Below are 14712 nucleotides of genomic sequence, written 5' to 3' on the forward strand. Positions count from 1 at the left end.
GCAACCGAGCAGAATGAATTCGATACAGCGGACTGTAACAGATTGGGGGTGTGCCGATGGCAGGCGAGACACCACGCCGGCCCTACAACTCCGAGCGCCGGCGCGAGGCCGCGCGCCGCAACCGTGCGGCGGTGCTGGCGGCCTGCCGTGAGCTGCTCTTCCGGGACGGCTTCCACGCAACGACCATCCGCGCGGTGGCCGAACGGGCCGGCGTCTCCGCCGAAACCGTCTACAAGTCGTTCGGCGGCAAACCGGGCATGGTCAAGGCCCTGTGGGACATCACGCTGGCCGGAGACGACGAACCGGTGCCCATGGCGGACCGCCCCCAGACGCGCGAGATCCTGCGGACGGCGGACCCGGTCGCCAAGCTCCGGCTCTACGCCGCGTACGTGCGCGGCATCCATGAGCGCGTGGCCCCGCTGTTCGCCCTGCTGACCCAGGCCGGGCCGGACGTCGGGGAGATCCTGGAGACGGGGGAACGGGAGCGGCTGACCGGCGTCACCTCCTTCGTCACGCACCTCGGCGAGAGCGGTGCGCTGCGTCCGGGGACGGACCCGGCCCACCTCACGGACGCCGTCTGGGCCCTGGCGGGACCGCAGCTGTTCACCCAGCTCACCGAGGGGCGCGGCTGGTCGGCCGCCACCTACGAGGAATGGCTGGCCGACACGCTCACCGCCACCCTCCTGTCCGGGGAACGGTGAGCGCGGGGCCGGTCACGGCAGGATGGAGTCGACGTATCCGCCGTCCACCCGCAGGGCGCCCCCGGTGGTGGCCGAGGCCTGGTCGGAGCTGAGGTAGACGACCATGTGGGCGATCTCCTCCGGTTCGATCAGGCGCTGCAGCAGCGACTGGGGCCGGTGCTCGCGCATGAAGACGCGCTGGGCCTCGTCCCAGGGCAGGTCGCGGTCGACGAGTTCGTAGACGAAGTCCTCGACGCCCCCGGTGTGGGTGGGACCGGCGATCACGGAGTTCACCGTGACACCGGTGCCGGCGGCCTGCTTGGCGAAGCCGCGGCCCACCGCGAGCAGCGCGGTCTTCGACATGCCGTAGTGGATCATCTCCGCGGGGATGGCCACCGCCGAGTCGCTGGCGATGTACTGGACGCGCCCCCACCCGCGTTCGGTCATGCCCGGCAGGAAGAGGCGGGTCAGCCGCACCGCGGCCAGCACGTTCACCTCGAAATAGCGCCGCCACTCCGCGTCGGTGATCCGCAGCGGGTCCTCGGCGCCGAAGATCCCCAGGTTGTTGACGAGGATGTCCACCTGAGGCAGCACCTCGGCCGCCCGCCGGGCGCCCTCCTCGCTGGTCACGTCCGCCGCGACCGGGACGAGACCGGCACCGGGGGCCTGCTCCGCCAGCCGGGCGACGCTGTCCTCGACGCGCCGCGCGTCCCGGCCGTTGACCCCCACCCGGGCCCCGGCACGGGCCAGGCCGACGGCGATCGCCGCGCCGATGCCCTGCGTGGAGCCGGTGACCAGTGCCGTGCGACCCGTCAGATCGATCTTCATTCCGCCGAACCCCTTCCGCGTACGTGTCACGGCTCAGGTACCCGGGTCGGCGTCCCGGCACAAAGGGTTCGGGCGTTCAGCGCCTGGATGGCGGCACCGGCGCCGGGCGATGCGGCAGGTCACTCCGGCGGTGCCGCGGTGATCCGCTTGCACCGGAGCAAGTCGGCTAGAGGTTGCCGAGGGGCTCGATGTCCACCTGTACCGGAGTGCCCCACACCCGGAGCACCTCGTAGTCGGTGAACTCGTGGACCAGCCGGTAGGCCATGGCGGGCCGGGACCCGCGCCGCTGGGCGGCGAGGTACAGCTCGGCCTCCTGCCGGTCGCGCCGGGGGGTGCCGCACAGCTCCCACTCCCGGCCGTTCCACGCCTCCGGCAGCCAGCGCTGCTGCGGTTGCGGCCGGTCGCCCCGCACCCCGTACCGGGACATGGACGCACTGACGGCCTCGCCCGGCACCGGCCGGGGCCCACCGCCGAACTCCGACCGCCGCGCGGCCCGCCGCCGCGTCTCGCACAGCAGACACAGATCGGGGGCGCTCTCGTCCACGGGCCCCTGCGGGTGCTCGGCGCACCGGGTCGTGGGCGCGGCCCTGCTGACGCTCTCCTCCAGCAGGTCGAGAGCGCGCCGGAGGTCGTCCTTGACCTCGTGCAACTTGCCGTCGGTCGTCTCGCCGGTCAGGGCCTCCCCGTGCTCGCCGAGGAGACGAAGGGCCCGGCCCAGGGCGGTGAGCTGGGAGTGATTCATATGGACCAGCGTGGCATACGGCGCTGACATCGCGGCCGGATGTCAGGTGCTGCGGCCGACTTTGAGCACGTAGACCGTGACGGTCTCGCCGTCCGGGCGGTAGAGCACCCGCCAGGTGCCGACGTGCAGGCGGTAGTACCCGGATGTTCCGAGTGCGCGAGCCTCCTCCGGACGAGGCTCTTCAGCAAGCGCTCGTACCGCTGCGGCCGTCGCCTTGGCACCCACGGGATCGATCGCTCGGAGCCGCCGGAACTCCTCCATGGCGTGGTGTTCCCACACCACCGCGTGGATCACGAAGCGACTCCGCGGCGGTCCTCTTCCTCCAACTGCGCCATGAACTCGTCGTGCGCCATCGAGGGCCCGGACCGACCGGCTTCCCGTGCACGTGCTTCGGCGATGTCCGCCTCGTCCCGAAGTCGCTGAAGTTCCTCAAGCTCGCTTATGGGGATGAGCGCGGCGGCGGGCTTGCCGTACTCGGTGATCAGGATGTGCTCCTGGCCGTGCCGGACCCGGCCGACGAGCTGACCGAGCTGGTTCCGGGCCTCCACAAGCGGATACGTCTCCATGGAAAAACTGTACACACCGGCGGGTGTGTGCAGTGTGTGCGCAGGAGTGGTCATGCGGGTGTCCTCTCTCGTCGTTCGTTCATCGCGCCACGGATCTCCGCGACGCGGGACCGGACCTCGGAAGGTGACAGGGGCGTGTTGGGGCCGCTGGGGGCGCGTTCGCCCCGGCACGCGCCGCAGGTACCGCCCGGCAGGGCCTCCGGGCGGCCCGGTGCTCTGCACTTCGCGCACTCCAGGATGCGGAGGGGCGGGCGAGCGGGCCGTACCGGCTCGGGCGGCAGCTTGTCGGTGAGGCGTTTGCGGAGCAGGGCGGCCGGGTGGTGGACGGGGGAAGGGAGGCCGCTGGTCAGGGCCTGGAGTGCGTACTCGTCGCTCGCACCCCGTGCGAACCACTCCGTCAGCAGTGGGGCGAGGGCGGCGCAGTCGGCCTGGGAGAGGGAGAGAGCCGGGGCCGTACGGCCGAGGGCGGCGAGGAGGATGTGGGCGCGGCTGCGGGTGGGGCGGACCCGGTCGGGGGGCTGCTCCGGCTCCGGCTCCGATACGGCGCCTCGCGTGAACGCAGCCCACCAGTCATCGTCGCGTGCGGTACGGGAGAACCACGATCGGGTGATCCAGCGACAGCTCCCCGAGTCGGCGAGATGTTCCCGGCCCCGCCTCAAGTGCCCGGCCCGCTGGAGGTTGTTGAGGGCGGTACGGAGGGCGCACTGACCGTACGGAAGCTGCTTGGCCAGCGTCTTCACGGAGATGTCGGCGCCGTCGGGGAGCCGGTCGACGTATGCGGCGATGGCGGCTTCGCGGGGTGGGAGATGGGCGAAGTCGTGCGCGGTGCGACGGTGTTGCTCAGGCGCGGACCGCTTTCCGTACCCCGGGTTGGCCATGGGGTGCGGGGCGGCGTGCGTGGGCAGGGAGGCAGCACTAAGCTGGCTGTCAGCCATGGGGATCGCTGGTTCCGATCTCGTTGGTCAAGCCCCCGCAGGTGTTGCTAGCGCCTGGCGGGGGCTGTTTCGTTCGTTATGCGGGCACGCTAGACGATCGTGACTGTGCGTGGCAAACCGAACGCGTGCCGTCAACTCGCGGGGTGGGAGGGTGGGTTGAGGCCCTCCACCCGTTCCTTGAAAAGAGCGCTCGGGGCTGAGCGCTTGAGCCTCGGGTGCTCGCTAGGCCTGTGACGTGACGACCAGGATCAGGCTGCCGGGTGAGCGATAAAGGTGACTTCCTCGCGATCGTCGTCCAAGGCGATGCTGAGGGAAGCGTCCAGGGCCAGGGCCAGGCGCCGCAGCAAGGGGAGGGTCGGTACGGTGTCGGCTCCTTCCAGGCGGGAGATCTTCGCCTGGGTGAGCCCGGCGCGTTCGGCGAGGTCGGCTTGTGACAGCCCCAGCTCCTTGCGGCGCTCGTACACGGCCTGGGCGAAAGCCATGGCCAGCCGGATCTCCGCGCGCTCGGCTGTGACCTCAGGGGACTCGGTGTGCTCCATGGCCAGCTTCTTCTCGCGCGCCAACCTCCAGCGGGAGTGGTTCATCGCGCGTCTCCTTCCTCTGCGCGGCTGTACGTCACGTGGGCCGGGCCGTGCTCGTCGGCGCACACCTTGCGGGCAGCCACCGCACGGGCTACCTGGTCCGCCTCATGCATTCGGGTCTTGCGGAACACGGTGAGGAGCACAATGCGGCGCTCCGGTGCGAACCAGTACGTGATCCGTGTGCTCACACCGCCCAGGGTGGGGCGCAGCTCGTACACCCCGTCTTCCAGAGGGCGAGCGAACGGCATGGGCGTTCGAGGCCCGAGGGCGGAGAGCAGCTCGGCGTACTCCTCTACTTTGCGGTGTTGTTTGTCGGGGAGAAGCTCCAGCCAAGACCGCACCTCGGGCTCCAGCTCGATCACGTACAGGTCATCCATGCGACGGAACGTAATATGTCGCTAACAGCATATCTCTGTTCGCTGAACGGTGGTCACCGGAATGAGTGATATGGAGCCCGAGGTGGCGGCTTCGGGCAGGCCGGCCGCTCCTGAGGTGCTTGAAGAGCCTTAGGACGGCCGGGGGGTTTCGGCGACGAGTGTGTAGAGCTCGACGATGACGCCGTCCCTGCAGTGGGCGATGTCCATGCCGGTCGCGACGGGCGGTTCGCCGGCCGGGCCGTACACCCAACCGAGATGGCCGAGGTCGTCGGTGACGGAGACGGGGCCCTCGGGCCGGAAGACCCAGCCCGGCTGCTCCGCGAGCAGCTCCGCGGCGCGCACGGAGAGGGCCTTGCGGCCGCGCACGACCCGGTCGGGCTCGTGCCACACCACGTCCTCGGCATACGTCTTGGTGATGGCCGCGTTGCGGCGCTTGGCGTCCGGTTCGTTGAAGACGCCGAGCAGGTTACGGCGCATCAGGTCGGCGACGGTGCTGGTCATGGGCGGCCCTTCGGGTGGTGACGGTCACTTCTTGACAGCCTCCACGAAGGCCGACCAGGCAGCCGACCGGAACACGAGCTTCGGGCCGAGGGGGTTCTTCGAGTCTCGGACGGGGGTGAGGGTGGGGAAGGCGTGGGTGACTTCGAGGCAGTTGTCGCCGCCGCCGCTGTAGCTCGACTTGATCCATACGGCCGCGCTCAGGTCATCGTCAGGGATGTTCCTCATGGGCATAATCCTGCGCCAACGCCTCGATCAGGGCCAGAGACTTCTCCTGCGAGAGCGCGGAGGCGACAAGAAGATCGAACAGGAACCTCAGTTGGGTGACAGTGGCCGGGTCGTCCTCCACCCGCCCGGTACGCACCGATTCGAGGTAGACCAGCTGAGGGGCATCGTCGAACTCCATCAGTTTGAGGGCACCCCCCATGGCCGTGTGCGCACCTGAACTGAGTGGCAACACCTGCACGATGACCCGGTTCCGGCGGGACAGACCCGCGATGTGACACAGGGCCTCCGCCATCACCGCCCGGCCGCCGGTCTCCCGACGTAACGCCGCCTCGTCCAGCACGGCCCACAACAACGGCTTTGTTGGGTGATCGAGCAGGCGGGCCCGTTCCATGCGGCCTTCCGTCCACTGCTCGATGGTCTCCTCCAGGGCCGTCGGGTCATACGCGCGGTTCACGGCAGAGGCGTACGCGCGCGTCTGAAGTAGCCCGGGGATCAGGAGCGGCGCGTACTGCCTGATCGCCGTGGCTTGGGCCTCTGTCTCCGCTACGTCCGCGAAGTGTGCCTCAAACTTCGACTTGGCTGCGGCCGCGCAGTTCCGCATGAAGAAGCCTGCCGTCTCCAGGACTTCGTCCAGCATCCGCGCGTACTCCGGCTGCATCCGCCGAGTTCCCGCCTCCAACTGCCCGATGAACGACCCGCTCACGAAAAGCCATTGGCCCAACTCCGCCTGGCTCAGCCCCTTCTGCTCCCGCGCATGCCGTAACTCCGCCCCCAGCAGGGCGCGCGGTGATGACGACGGGTCCAGGTCTTTCGGTCCTGCCATGTGCACGCCCCTGTCCAACAGCCGACGTTGTTGGGATGCCGTATCTGGCCAGGTTAGAGGCATGCACGACACGCTGTGTGGTGAACCGGGAACTCAGCGTGGAGGTAGGGAATGGTGCTGCGGACCACCGAAGAAGTGGTGGAGACGTTGCGGGCGGCCCTGAAAGGCGTCGGTGTCGTGCTGCCGTCGCTGTGCGTCGATCCGGTGACCGGGGCGAGTGACGAGCCGTTCGCTCTGGTGGAACTGGGGCGGTGCAATGTGCGGGTCGCGGAGCGGCTCGCGTCGGTGGTGCGGGGAGAACGGCCGCCGCTCGGGACGTATGTGACGGACGTACGGGACGGGCGGATCGGCGAGGTCAGGGGGCATGTCGGCGGTGTCGTGCAGGTGCGGCCCGTCGTCGGCGGCAAGGAGTGGGACTGTCCGCCGGAGTCGCTGGAGCCGGCGCCACCGGAGGAGGTGCTGCGGGCACAGGTGCGGCGGCTCAACAGGGTGCGGCGGCTGCCCTGTTGACGCCGGAGATTCCCGGCCTGAGTGTCGCTGCGAGAGAAAGCCCGCTCTGTAGTGTCGCAGTCATGAGCGTTGAGGTAGCGGTCGTCCGGGAAGCGGACGACGAGTCGGTTGAGGCATTGGCGCGCTTGCTGCCGCAGCTTTCGAGTACGGCCGGTCCCCTGGATCGCGGGGCCGTGCGGGCTTTGCTCAGCAGCGATGCGAACACAGTGGGCCTCGATGCGAGGGATTCCCGGGTCTACCGCTTTGTCCTGCGGCGGTGAGCGGAGTCGTATCGACGGACGTCACTGAGCGCGAGCTGACCCATCCCTGGGAAGGTGTTCTGATCGCTCCGGTGCACGGAAGCGAGGTCGGCGTTCTGGTCCTGGCGGGATCCAGCGGGCGCGTCGAGCGTGAGCGAGCGCGCATCCTCGCTCAGCAGGGCTTCGCGGCCTTGACGATCCGCTGGTTCGGTGGGCCCGGGCAGCCGCCGGGGATCTGCGAGGTTCCCCTGGAGACCTTCACCACCGCCGTCGACTTCCTCCGGCTTGGCGGAGCGCAACGCATCGGAATTCTCGGCTTCTCCAAGGGGGCTGAGGCAGCTCTGCTCACGGCTGTGCGTGACACGCGTGTGGACGTGGTCGTCGCGCTGTCGCCCACCTCGCGCGTCTGGTGCAATGTCGGCCCGGGCCGCGACGGTGCGCACCACCCGTATCGCTCGTCCTGGACCTGGCGGGACCGGCCGCTGCCGTTCGTCCCGATGGACGATTCCTGGGTTCCCGAGGAGCCGGACGGCGGTCCGGTCGCCATTCGGGGATGGTACGAACTGAGCGAGCGGACCTTCGCTCACTCGCTTCCGTCGGCGGACATCCCCGTGGACACGGCCAGAGCCGATGTCCTGTTGGTGGCGGGCGGCGATGACGCGATGTGGCCGTCGCTTCCCTTCGCCGAGCAGCTGGCACATCGCCGACGGTCGGCCGGGGCGGCCGTGTGTCTGATCGCCCGCGACGACGCCGGCCACCGGCAACGCCTTCCTGGTGAGAGCCCCGCGCCGGCGTCCCCGCGCTTCAGGTACGGAGGCACTCCTGAAGCGGATGCGCTCCTCGGCAGGGCAGCCTGGCCGCACATCCTCGACGCGCTCGGCGACGGAAGAGCCGCTGCCGACGACTGCTGAGACTGGCTGGCGGATACGCCTCGTGACTTCATCACCTGGATCGCCGAGGTGACGGGCTGCCAGGGCCACCCGGGCCACCCGGGCCGCCCGGGCTACCGGGGCTACCGGGGCCACCCGGGCTACCGGCGGAGCTGAGACCGACGTACGTCGCCAGGAAACCCACGGCGTAACCGGTCAGCAGGCCGCCCGCGTAGATCGCCGCCGCCAGGGCCGGCCCCCTGTTCCCCGTGAGGAGAGGGAACAGGGCCCAGCCCGAGGGGCCGATGGCGGTGGCGCCCACGCGGTCGCCGAGCACCGCGAAGAAGCCGACGAAGGCGCCGCCCGCCGCCCCGCCCGCGCAGGCGGTCAGGAAAGGGCGGCCGAGCGGCAGCGAGACGCCGTAGATGAGGGGCTCGCCGACGCCCAGCAGGCCCGCCGGGAGCGCCGACCTGATGGTCGTACGGAGCGCGGTGTCGTGACGGAGGCGGGCGTAGACGGCGATCGCCGCGCCCACCTGGCCTGCGCCCGCCATGGCGAGGAGGGGGAGCAAGACCGTGTAGCCCTGCTGCTGGATGAGGGTGGTGTGGATGGGGATCAGGGCCTGGTGCAGGCCCAGCATGACGAGGGGGAGGAAGAGCCCGCCGAGGATCAGGCCGGCGAGCGGGCCGGTGGTGGCGAGCAGCCAGTTCGCGGCGGTGCCGATGGCGGAGGAGACGACACCGGCGGCGTACATGAGGCCGTAGAGCGTGGCCAGTCCGGCGACGAGGACGGTGACGGTGGGGGTGAGCAGGACGTCGAGGGCGTCGGGGACGCGGCCCCGGCACCACCGTTCGACGTACGTCGCCAGCAGCGCCGCCGCCAGGGCCCCGAGGACCCCGCCCTGACCGGGTGCCAGCGCCACCCCGAAGGCCGTCACCTTCGCGACGCCCGGATAGACGACGATCGCCGCGACCGCCCCGCCCAGCACCGGCGTCCCGCCGAACACCTTCGCCGTGTTGTACCCGACGAAGACGCTGATCAGGGCCATGAAGCCGGAGGCGACGGCGGCGAGGGCGGGCGTCAGCCAGGGCAGCCAGCCGGCGTTCACGAGCAGCCCGTTCAGGCCGGCGAGCACCCCGCAGCCGATCAGGGCCGGGATGAGCGGCACGAAGACGTCCGCGATACGGCGGAGGGCGGTCTTGACGGGGGTCGCGTTGCGCCGGGCGCGCTCCGCCCGCAGCTCGGCCCCACGGGCGGCCAGTTGCCCGGCGGCGAGCAGCTGTTCGAACTCGGCGGTCACGTTCACCACGGCCCCCGGTCCGATGACGATCTGCAGGGTGTCCCCGTCGGCCACCACCCCCAGCACACCCGGCACGGCCCGCACCGCCTCCGCGTCCACGAGCGAGGGATCACCCAGCCCCACCCTGAGCCGGGTCATGCAGTGGGCGACGGAGGTGACGTTCGCGGGGCCGCCGACCAGGGGCAGCAGCGCGGCGGCGGTGTCGTACGACGATCTCTGCACCCCCTGAGCGTGCGGGTCAGCCGGCCGCCGAGGCGAGCGCGGCGCGCAGATGGCCGCCGGACTCCTCCAGAAGGCGGGCGGCGGAAGGCCCGTCGACGCCGGCCAGGATCACCAGGACGGCGTTCTTCACCTCGCCGTCGGTGGCGGTGAGGGCCGCCTCGATCTCCTCGTCCGGGGCGCCCGTGGCGAGGGCCACGATCCGCCGCGAACGGGCTCGCAGCTTCTCGTTCGAGGCGCGGACGTCGACCATCAGGTTCCCGTAGGTCTTGCCGAGCCGGATCATCGTGATCGTCGACAGCATGTTCAGGACGAGCTTCTGGGCGGTGCCGGCCTTGAGGCGAGTGGAGCCGGTGAGCAGCTCGGGGCCGACGACGACCTCGATCCCGTGCTCGGCGGCGGCCGCGAGCGCGCTGCCCGCGTTGCAGGAGAGGCCGACGGTCAGGGCACCGAGGCCACGGGCGTGCTCGACGGCGGAGACGGCGTAGGGGGTGCGGCCGGAGGCGGAGACGCCGACGACGGTGTCGGAGGCGCCGATTCCGAGCGCGTCGAGGTCCTTGCGGGCGAGTTCCGCGGAGTCCTCGGCCCCTTCGACGGACGTGACCATGGCCGTCGGCCCGCCCGCGATCACCCCTACGACCTGACCGGGCCGGGTGTTGAAGGTGGGCGGACACTCGGACGCGTCCAGGATCCCGAGCCGCCCGGCGGTACCGGCCCCGGCGTAGACCAGCCGGCCGCCCTGGGCCATCCGGGCGGCGACGGCATCGATCGCGGCCGAGATCCGGGGCACCTGCAGAGCCACCGCACCGGCCACTGCGGCGTCCTCGCCGTTCATGAGCCGGGCGATGTCGAGAGTGGGAAGCGTGTCGATCTCGGCGAGCTCCGGGCGGAAGGCCTCGGTGGTGAGCGACTCCAGCTCGGAGCGGAGACCGCGGTGTTCGGTGGTCATGGGAAACGGTTCTTTCTGACTCGGTCGAGTGCACCCACCCAGGGGCGCGGGGAACTGCGCGACCAGCCACAACGGCCCGCAGTCGACCCACAACGCGCACCCCTACGGTCTGTCTATCTCGGCACACTCCGGTGCCGATGGGCCAACGCCTCATACGACGCCGCCAACGCCGGCGCCGCCGCCTCATACGTCCGCTGCGCCACCCCCACGAACAGACAGTCCACCACCAGCAACTGACCGGTCCGCGACGACATCGCCGCGGGCCGCAGCTCGCTCTCCCGCGAGGTCGACGTCGTCAGCACATGGTCGGCGTACTGCGTCACCGAGGAACCCGGCCGCCCGGTGATGGCGACGGTCGTGGCCCCCCGCTCGAAGGCCACCCGCAACGGCTCTATGACATCCCCGGTCGCCCCGGAGTGCGTGATCGCTATCGCCACGTCCCCGGCCCGCAACTGCACCGCGTTGGTGACCGCGAGATGCGGATCGCTGTGGGCGTGCGCTATCAGCCCTATCCGCAGCAGCTTCTGCGTGAGGTCCTGGGCGACAAGACCCGACGCCCCGATGCCGTACACATCGGTCCGCCGCGCCCCGGCGAGCGCACTCACCGCGGCCCCCAACTGCACCGTGTCGAGGCCGGCCGCCGTGTCCGCGAGGGTCTGCTGCTCGTCGTGGGCGAGTTTCGCGACGACGTCGGCGATCGGGTCGTCGACGGCGATGTCGGTGGTGATCGCGGGCGCCCGCCCCGACTGCTGCTGCGCGGCGAGCCCGGCGAGGGCGAGCCGCAGGTCGCGGTAGCCGGGGTAACCGAGCAGCCGGGCGGTGCGGACGACGGTCGCCTCGCTGGTGCCGGTGCGCTCCGCGAGGCCGGTGACCGTGAGGGCCGCGCAGCCGGCGGGGTCGCCCGCGACGGCCTCGGCGACGCGCTGCATGGACCGGGTCATGGAGGGCGCGAGGGTCCGCACCTTGGCCGCGAGGGCGGCGGGAGCCGGCGGCGCGGCACCTGCTCCGCGGTTGCCGAAAGTTTCCTTCACGTTCTCGGTCACCCTTGAAAGATATTTTCGTTTCGGTCGCCGGGTCAAGACCGCGCACAATGGGACCATGGACCCCGTAAGCCCCTTGGAACAGGCGTTGCATGCCGCGCGCGCCCTGGTGCTCGCCGATCTCGTCGCCGGCGAGGTCGCCGAGGCGGACGTGGTCTCGCTGGTCGAGGACTCCGTCGTGCAGCGGCGCTGGTGGGTCCAGCAGTGGCCGGACGGCGCGGAGTACGTGGCGGGACTGGTGGCCCAGGACGTGCAGGACGCCCTCCTGGAGCGGTACGGCCGCTGGCCGCTGTGCCCGGTGTGCGGCTCCGGCGACCCGCACGCCCTGGACGTCGAACCGGAACTCGGCCCGGATCCGCACTGGGTGTGCCACAAGGCGGGCGTGAAGGTCGCCTCCGTCGGCTCGCTGGGCGGCTCCCTGGGCGGCTCTCTGGGCGGGGAGCCGTCCTCGTGACGGTGTTCTCATGACCGTGTACATCGACCCGCCGAACTGGCCGGGCCACGGCCGGATGTGGTCCCACCTGGTCAGCGATGTCTCGTACGCCGAACTGCACACCTTCGCCGAGGGCATGGGCGTACTCCGCCGCGCCTTCGAGCGCGACCACTACGACATCCCCTCCCACCGCTACGCGGACGCGGTGCGGGCCGGTGCCGTGGAGGTCAGCAGCCGCGAGGTGGTGCGGCTGCTGCACGGGGCGGGGCTGCGCCGCCGTAAGAGCGACAGCCGGTAACGGCCGTCACGGCGCGCGCAGTTCGAAGGCCACCTCGTTCTCGTCCGCGCTCACCCTGGCGAACCCGGCGCGGGTGACGACCGCCTGGGACGGGGTGTTGGCCGCCTCTATGGTCGCGAACAGGGACCGTACGTCGTCCCGGGCGAACGCCCAGCCGGCCAGGGCGCGGAGCGCTTCCGTCGCGTAGCCGTTGCCGCGGGCGGCCTCGGTCAGGTCGTAGCCGATCTCCACCCGGCCGTCCTCGTCGGGGGCGGAGTGGAAGCCCATGCCGCCGATCGCCCGGCCGTCCTCCCGGCGGACCAGGGCGAAGACGCCGAACTCGGGCCGGTGCACGCCCCCTTCGTACGCCTTGAGGAGGAAGCCGGCGGCGTCGCGGGTGCCTTCGTAGGGGCCGCCGTCGATCCACTCGAAGCCGCCGTCGCCGCCGAGGCGCAGGTCACGGGCTTCGGCGGGGCGGATGCCGACGAGGTCGAGGCGTTCGGCGGGGATGACGAGGTTGTTGTACCAGGTCCAGCCGGTGACCGGGGCGCGGCCGGGCAGCTCGCCGCGGCCGGTGGCCCAGAGCAGGGTCTGCCAGGGCGTCGGACCGGGCTGGACGTGCGGGAAGAGATGGGTGAGGACGGACTCGGCGAGCTCCTCGGCGGGCCGGTAGGGGATGCCCAGGCCCTCCGCCATGTCGTGGGTGTGGAGCAGCAGTTCGGCGACGCCCATACCGGCGAAGCCCGTGCGGTCGGCGCGCTGGGAGGGGTAGGGGTGGAAGGCGCGGACCTCGCGCGGGGTGCTGCGGACCGTGACGGCGAGCAGGGCGCCGGTGGTCTGGACGACGTGCAGCACGCCGGCGTCGTCGGCGCCGTCCTCCAGGACGAGCTCGAAGGGGACGTACGCGGTCTCGGCGCGCCCTGCGAGCTGGCCGGCGTAGGCGATGAGGGCTCCGGCGAGGTGTACGGCCGTCTCCCGGACGCTCCACTCCAGGCGGCCCGCCTGCACCTCCGACCAGTCCCGGTCCGTCGCCGCCCGCAGTGCCGCCACGCTGCCCGCGACGGCCTCCGCCACCTGGTCCCCGCCCAATGTCCGCATGGGCCGCACCCTAGGACGCCGGATCCCCGGCGGTCGACAGCATTTCGAGCTCCGCGGCGAGGTTGTAGCGGGCGGTCGGCTCCCACTCGGTCCGGCCGTACGGCGTTCTGAACAGCTGGGGCAGGTCGAGGAGTTGGCGCAGGATCGCGGAACGGCCGGCGCGGAAGGCGTCGTTGGGGACGAAGTGGTACTCCTCGCGCACCTCGGCGGTGTAGGCGGCGTACGCGGCGGGCGGGGCGGCGAGGATCGCGAGGTCGGCGTCGCACAGGACCTCGCCGTTGCGGTCGCCGGGGGCCGGGTCGTGGGTGACGGTGAGCCGGACCAGGCGGGCGACCTCGGCGGTGCTCTCCGCGGAGATCCCGGCCTCGGGGAGGGCGCGTTCGGCGAGGCGGGCCGAGCGCTCCTCGTTCTCCGACCGGTCCGGCAGGTACACCGCGTCGTGGAACCAGGCGGCGAGCCGGACCAGGTCCGGGTCGTCCGCGTACTCCTCCAGGACGTCGATGCGGTCGAGGACCGCCGTGAGGTGGGCGACCGTGTGGTATCTCCGCTGGGGCTCCTGCCAGCGGCGGAGCAGTTCGTCGGCGTACCGGTACGGGGAGGGCACGCTGGAGTCGTCGTCCCGTGACCGGAGGAAGGCGGTCAGCCAGCGGGAGTGCAGGGCGTCGAGATCGGCCATGTGCTCATTCTCCCGCCGGCCACTGACATCGCCCTAGCGTGGGGCGCATGACTGCTGCCGCTGACGACGCACGCGACCCCCTGCTGCCCGGACGTCTCCTCACCATCGAGCGCGACGCGCTGATCCCGCTCCTCCGTTCCCGGCCGGACGCGGACTTCGCGCTGCCGACCGCCGCCTGTCCGGGGTGGACGGTGCGGGACGTGCTCGCACACTGTTCGTCCGCGCTGATCCGGGTGGTGGAGAGCCGCTTCGAGAAGGGCGTGTTCTCGCCGGAGGCGAACGACCGGGACATCGCCGAGCGCGCCTGGGGGCACCTCCCACGCCTTTAGGGCAGTGGGGGAGGACGAACGCCCGGGTCCTCGACGAGCTGGAGCGCGGCATGACCGAGGCCGGGGACGTGATCGCGGGGCGGGCGGACGGGGCGCTGGACCCGGTCGCCCTGGGCGAGTGGGTGCACGCCGGTGACGTCCGGGACACCCTCGGGGAACCCGGCGCCTACGCGGGCGCGGGCCTGCCCCACGCGCTCTCCCTGCTGGCCTGGGTGACCCGGAAGCGGGGGCATCTCCGGCTCCAGGCCGACCTGGACGACGTGGACGAGCCGCTGCACCTGGGCGGGCCGAGCGGGACCCGGACCCCGGCCCGCTTCATGGGCGACGCGGCGACGCTCGTACGGCTGTACACCGGGCGGTCGCCGGACGGGGCGTCGTACGAGCTGATGGGGGCGGAGGCGGCGGAGCTGAACCTCTACGGCTGAATACGGCCGGTGTGTGACGGGGGCGGTCTCGCGGCCGTCGGTGTTCCCCGCGTACCCTGGATTGGACTAGACCTCCGGACTAGACCTCTT

At 71.4% G+C, this 14712-nt stretch carries 21 protein-coding genes and 1 pseudogene; 7 read left to right on the top strand and 15 right to left on the bottom strand.

Going from position 1 to position 14712, the window contains the following annotated elements; translation table 11 throughout:
- Nucleotides 1–56 precede the first annotated feature (56 nt).
- Nucleotides 57–701, top strand: coding sequence for a TetR/AcrR family transcriptional regulator (locus SSP29_RS18715; RefSeq protein ID WP_089102378.1), 645 nt, complete (start codon nt 57–59; stop codon nt 699–701).
- A gap of 12 nt (nt 702–713) precedes the next feature.
- On the opposite strand, the gene SSP29_RS18720 is transcribed toward SSP29_RS18715, so the two are convergent.
- From SSP29_RS18720 to SSP29_RS18765, 10 genes are all read right to left on the bottom strand, one after another.
- Nucleotides 714–1508, bottom strand: coding sequence for an SDR family NAD(P)-dependent oxidoreductase (locus tag SSP29_RS18720; RefSeq protein ID WP_089101845.1), 795 nt, complete (start codon nt 1506–1508; stop codon nt 714–716).
- A gap of 166 nt (nt 1509–1674) precedes the next feature.
- A complete protein-coding gene (locus SSP29_RS18725) occupies nt 1675–2250 on the bottom strand; it encodes a hypothetical protein (RefSeq protein ID WP_089101846.1) in 576 nt (191 codons plus the stop codon).
- A gap of 42 nt (nt 2251–2292) precedes the next feature.
- Nucleotides 2293–2544, bottom strand: a complete 252-nt coding sequence (locus SSP29_RS18730; protein WP_089101847.1) for a type II toxin-antitoxin system RelE family toxin — start codon at nt 2542–2544, stop codon at nt 2293–2295.
- Nucleotides 2541–2816 carry a type II toxin-antitoxin system Phd/YefM family antitoxin gene (locus tag SSP29_RS18735; protein WP_167449953.1) on the bottom strand — a complete coding sequence of 92 codons (276 nt, stop codon included), beginning with the start codon at nt 2814–2816 and terminating at the stop codon, nt 2541–2543. Before SSP29_RS18735 ends, SSP29_RS18730 begins: the two co-directional genes overlap by 4 nt.
- Nucleotides 2817–2866: 50 nt before the next feature.
- Entirely contained in the window at nt 2867–3751 is an 885-nt protein-coding gene (locus SSP29_RS18740; RefSeq protein WP_150134438.1) for a hypothetical protein, read from the bottom strand.
- A 248-nt stretch (nt 3752–3999) separates the two neighbouring features.
- Complete coding sequence (locus tag SSP29_RS18745; protein WP_089101850.1) at nt 4000–4335, bottom strand: helix-turn-helix domain-containing protein; 336 nt, start codon at nt 4333–4335, stop codon at nt 4000–4002.
- Nucleotides 4332–4709 (bottom strand): type II toxin-antitoxin system RelE/ParE family toxin, encoded by a 378-nt coding sequence (locus tag SSP29_RS18750; protein WP_089101851.1) that lies wholly within the window; start codon nt 4707–4709, stop codon nt 4332–4334. Before SSP29_RS18750 ends, SSP29_RS18745 begins: the two co-directional genes overlap by 4 nt.
- A 129-nt stretch (nt 4710–4838) precedes the next feature.
- Nucleotides 4839–5210, bottom strand: a complete 372-nt coding sequence (locus SSP29_RS18755) for a nuclear transport factor 2 family protein (RefSeq protein ID WP_089101852.1) — start codon at nt 5208–5210, stop codon at nt 4839–4841.
- Between the two features lie 24 nt (nt 5211–5234).
- Entirely contained in the window at nt 5235–5435 is a 201-nt protein-coding gene (locus tag SSP29_RS18760) for a DUF397 domain-containing protein (protein ID WP_089101853.1), read from the bottom strand.
- On the bottom strand, nt 5419–6258 hold the full coding sequence (locus SSP29_RS18765) for a helix-turn-helix domain-containing protein (RefSeq protein WP_089102379.1): 840 nt from the start codon (nt 6256–6258) through the stop codon (nt 5419–5421). Before SSP29_RS18765 ends, SSP29_RS18760 begins: the two co-directional genes overlap by 17 nt.
- A gap of 117 nt (nt 6259–6375) precedes the next feature.
- On the opposite strand from SSP29_RS18765, the gene SSP29_RS18770 reads away from it, so the two are divergent.
- The 3 genes from SSP29_RS18770 to SSP29_RS18780 all read left to right on the top strand — a co-directional run bounded on the left by SSP29_RS18770 (nt 6376) and on the right by SSP29_RS18780 (nt 7918).
- Nucleotides 6376–6768: a hypothetical protein gene (locus SSP29_RS18770; protein WP_089102380.1), complete on the top strand. Its 393-nt coding sequence runs from the start codon at nt 6376–6378 to the stop codon at nt 6766–6768.
- A 62-nt stretch (nt 6769–6830) separates the two neighbouring features.
- On the top strand, nt 6831–7028 hold the full coding sequence (locus SSP29_RS55840) for a hypothetical protein (RefSeq protein WP_174855977.1): 198 nt from the start codon (nt 6831–6833) through the stop codon (nt 7026–7028).
- The gene (locus tag SSP29_RS18780; RefSeq protein WP_089101854.1) at nt 7025–7918 is read left to right on the top strand and encodes an acyl-CoA thioester hydrolase/BAAT C-terminal domain-containing protein; all 894 of its coding nucleotides are present in this window, start codon (nt 7025–7027) and stop codon (nt 7916–7918) included. The genes SSP29_RS55840 and SSP29_RS18780 overlap by 4 nt, the downstream gene beginning before the upstream one ends.
- Before the next feature lie 31 nt (nt 7919–7949).
- On the opposite strand, the gene SSP29_RS18785 is transcribed toward SSP29_RS18780, so the two are convergent.
- From SSP29_RS18785 to SSP29_RS18795, 3 genes are all read right to left on the bottom strand, one after another.
- Nucleotides 7950–9398, bottom strand: a complete 1449-nt coding sequence (locus SSP29_RS18785) for a PTS transporter subunit EIIC (RefSeq protein WP_089101855.1) — start codon at nt 9396–9398, stop codon at nt 7950–7952.
- Nucleotides 9399–9414: 16 nt separating this feature from the next.
- Nucleotides 9415–10344 (bottom strand): N-acetylmuramic acid 6-phosphate etherase, encoded by a 930-nt coding sequence (gene murQ, locus SSP29_RS18790; RefSeq protein ID WP_089101856.1) that lies wholly within the window; start codon nt 10342–10344, stop codon nt 9415–9417.
- 113 nt (nt 10345–10457) lie between these two features.
- Nucleotides 10458–11387 carry a MurR/RpiR family transcriptional regulator gene (locus tag SSP29_RS18795; RefSeq protein WP_089101857.1) on the bottom strand — a complete coding sequence of 310 codons (930 nt, stop codon included), beginning with the start codon at nt 11385–11387 and terminating at the stop codon, nt 10458–10460.
- A 55-nt stretch (nt 11388–11442) separates the two neighbouring features.
- On the opposite strand from SSP29_RS18795, the gene SSP29_RS18800 reads away from it, so the two are divergent.
- Entirely contained in the window at nt 11443–11838 is a 396-nt protein-coding gene (locus SSP29_RS18800; RefSeq protein ID WP_089101858.1) for a DUF8819 family protein, read from the top strand.
- A 10-nt stretch (nt 11839–11848) separates the two neighbouring features.
- The gene (locus tag SSP29_RS18805; RefSeq protein ID WP_089101859.1) at nt 11849–12115 is read left to right on the top strand and encodes a DUF4031 domain-containing protein; all 267 of its coding nucleotides are present in this window, start codon (nt 11849–11851) and stop codon (nt 12113–12115) included.
- A 6-nt stretch (nt 12116–12121) separates the two neighbouring features.
- Here SSP29_RS18805 and SSP29_RS18810 read toward each other — a convergent pair whose 3' ends face one another.
- Both SSP29_RS18810 and SSP29_RS18815 read right to left on the bottom strand, forming a co-directional pair.
- Nucleotides 12122–13192: a GNAT family N-acetyltransferase gene (locus SSP29_RS18810; protein WP_089102381.1), complete on the bottom strand. Its 1071-nt coding sequence runs from the start codon at nt 13190–13192 to the stop codon at nt 12122–12124.
- A gap of 10 nt (nt 13193–13202) precedes the next feature.
- On the bottom strand, nt 13203–13868 hold the full coding sequence (locus SSP29_RS18815; protein WP_089101860.1) for an HD domain-containing protein: 666 nt from the start codon (nt 13866–13868) through the stop codon (nt 13203–13205).
- A 47-nt stretch (nt 13869–13915) separates the two neighbouring features.
- Between SSP29_RS18815 and SSP29_RS55845 the strand changes: the two are divergent.
- A pseudogene (locus SSP29_RS55845) lies at nt 13916–14622 on the top strand (maleylpyruvate isomerase family mycothiol-dependent enzyme).
- Nucleotides 14623–14712 lie beyond the last annotated feature (90 nt).

Origin of the sequence: Streptomyces hyaluromycini, from assembly GCF_002217755.1 — a bacterium.
In the GTDB taxonomy this organism is placed as follows: Bacteria; Actinomycetota; Actinomycetes; order Streptomycetales; family Streptomycetaceae; genus Streptomyces; species Streptomyces hyaluromycini.

Bases quoted from the DNA above. Each gene is read 5' to 3' on its own strand.
- SSP29_RS18750 (WP_089101851.1), bottom strand. From the start codon at position 4,709: ATGGATGACCTGTACGTGATCGAGCTGGAGCCCGAGGTGCGGTCTTGG.
- SSP29_RS18735 (WP_167449953.1), bottom strand. From the start codon at position 2,816: ATGGAGACGTATCCGCTTGTGGAGGCCCGGAACCAGCTCGGTCAGCTC.
- SSP29_RS18765 (WP_089102379.1), bottom strand. From the start codon at position 6,258: ATGGCAGGACCGAAAGACCTGGACCCGTCGTCATCACCGCGCGCCCTG.
- SSP29_RS18725 (WP_089101846.1), bottom strand. From the start codon at position 2,250: ATGAATCACTCCCAGCTCACCGCCCTGGGCCGGGCCCTTCGTCTCCTC.
- SSP29_RS18810 (WP_089102381.1), bottom strand. From the start codon at position 13,192: ATGCGGACATTGGGCGGGGACCAGGTGGCGGAGGCCGTCGCGGGCAGC.
- SSP29_RS18760 (WP_089101853.1), bottom strand. From the start codon at position 5,435: ATGAGGAACATCCCTGACGATGACCTGAGCGCGGCCGTATGGATCAAG.
- SSP29_RS18720 (WP_089101845.1), bottom strand. From the start codon at position 1,508: ATGAAGATCGATCTGACGGGTCGCACGGCACTGGTCACCGGCTCCACG.
- SSP29_RS18815 (WP_089101860.1), bottom strand. From the start codon at position 13,868: ATGGCCGATCTCGACGCCCTGCACTCCCGCTGGCTGACCGCCTTCCTC.
- SSP29_RS18745 (WP_089101850.1), bottom strand. From the start codon at position 4,335: ATGAACCACTCCCGCTGGAGGTTGGCGCGCGAGAAGAAGCTGGCCATG.
- SSP29_RS18805 (WP_089101859.1), top strand. From the start codon at position 11,849: ATGACCGTGTACATCGACCCGCCGAACTGGCCGGGCCACGGCCGGATG.
- SSP29_RS18755 (WP_089101852.1), bottom strand. From the start codon at position 5,210: ATGACCAGCACCGTCGCCGACCTGATGCGCCGTAACCTGCTCGGCGTC.
- SSP29_RS18715 (WP_089102378.1), top strand. From the start codon at position 57: ATGGCAGGCGAGACACCACGCCGGCCCTACAACTCCGAGCGCCGGCGC.
- SSP29_RS18800 (WP_089101858.1), top strand. From the start codon at position 11,443: ATGGACCCCGTAAGCCCCTTGGAACAGGCGTTGCATGCCGCGCGCGCC.
- SSP29_RS55840 (WP_174855977.1), top strand. From the start codon at position 6,831: ATGAGCGTTGAGGTAGCGGTCGTCCGGGAAGCGGACGACGAGTCGGTT.
- murQ (WP_089101856.1), bottom strand. From the start codon at position 10,344: ATGACCACCGAACACCGCGGTCTCCGCTCCGAGCTGGAGTCGCTCACC.
- SSP29_RS18740 (WP_150134438.1), bottom strand. From the start codon at position 3,751: ATGGCTGACAGCCAGCTTAGTGCTGCCTCCCTGCCCACGCACGCCGCC.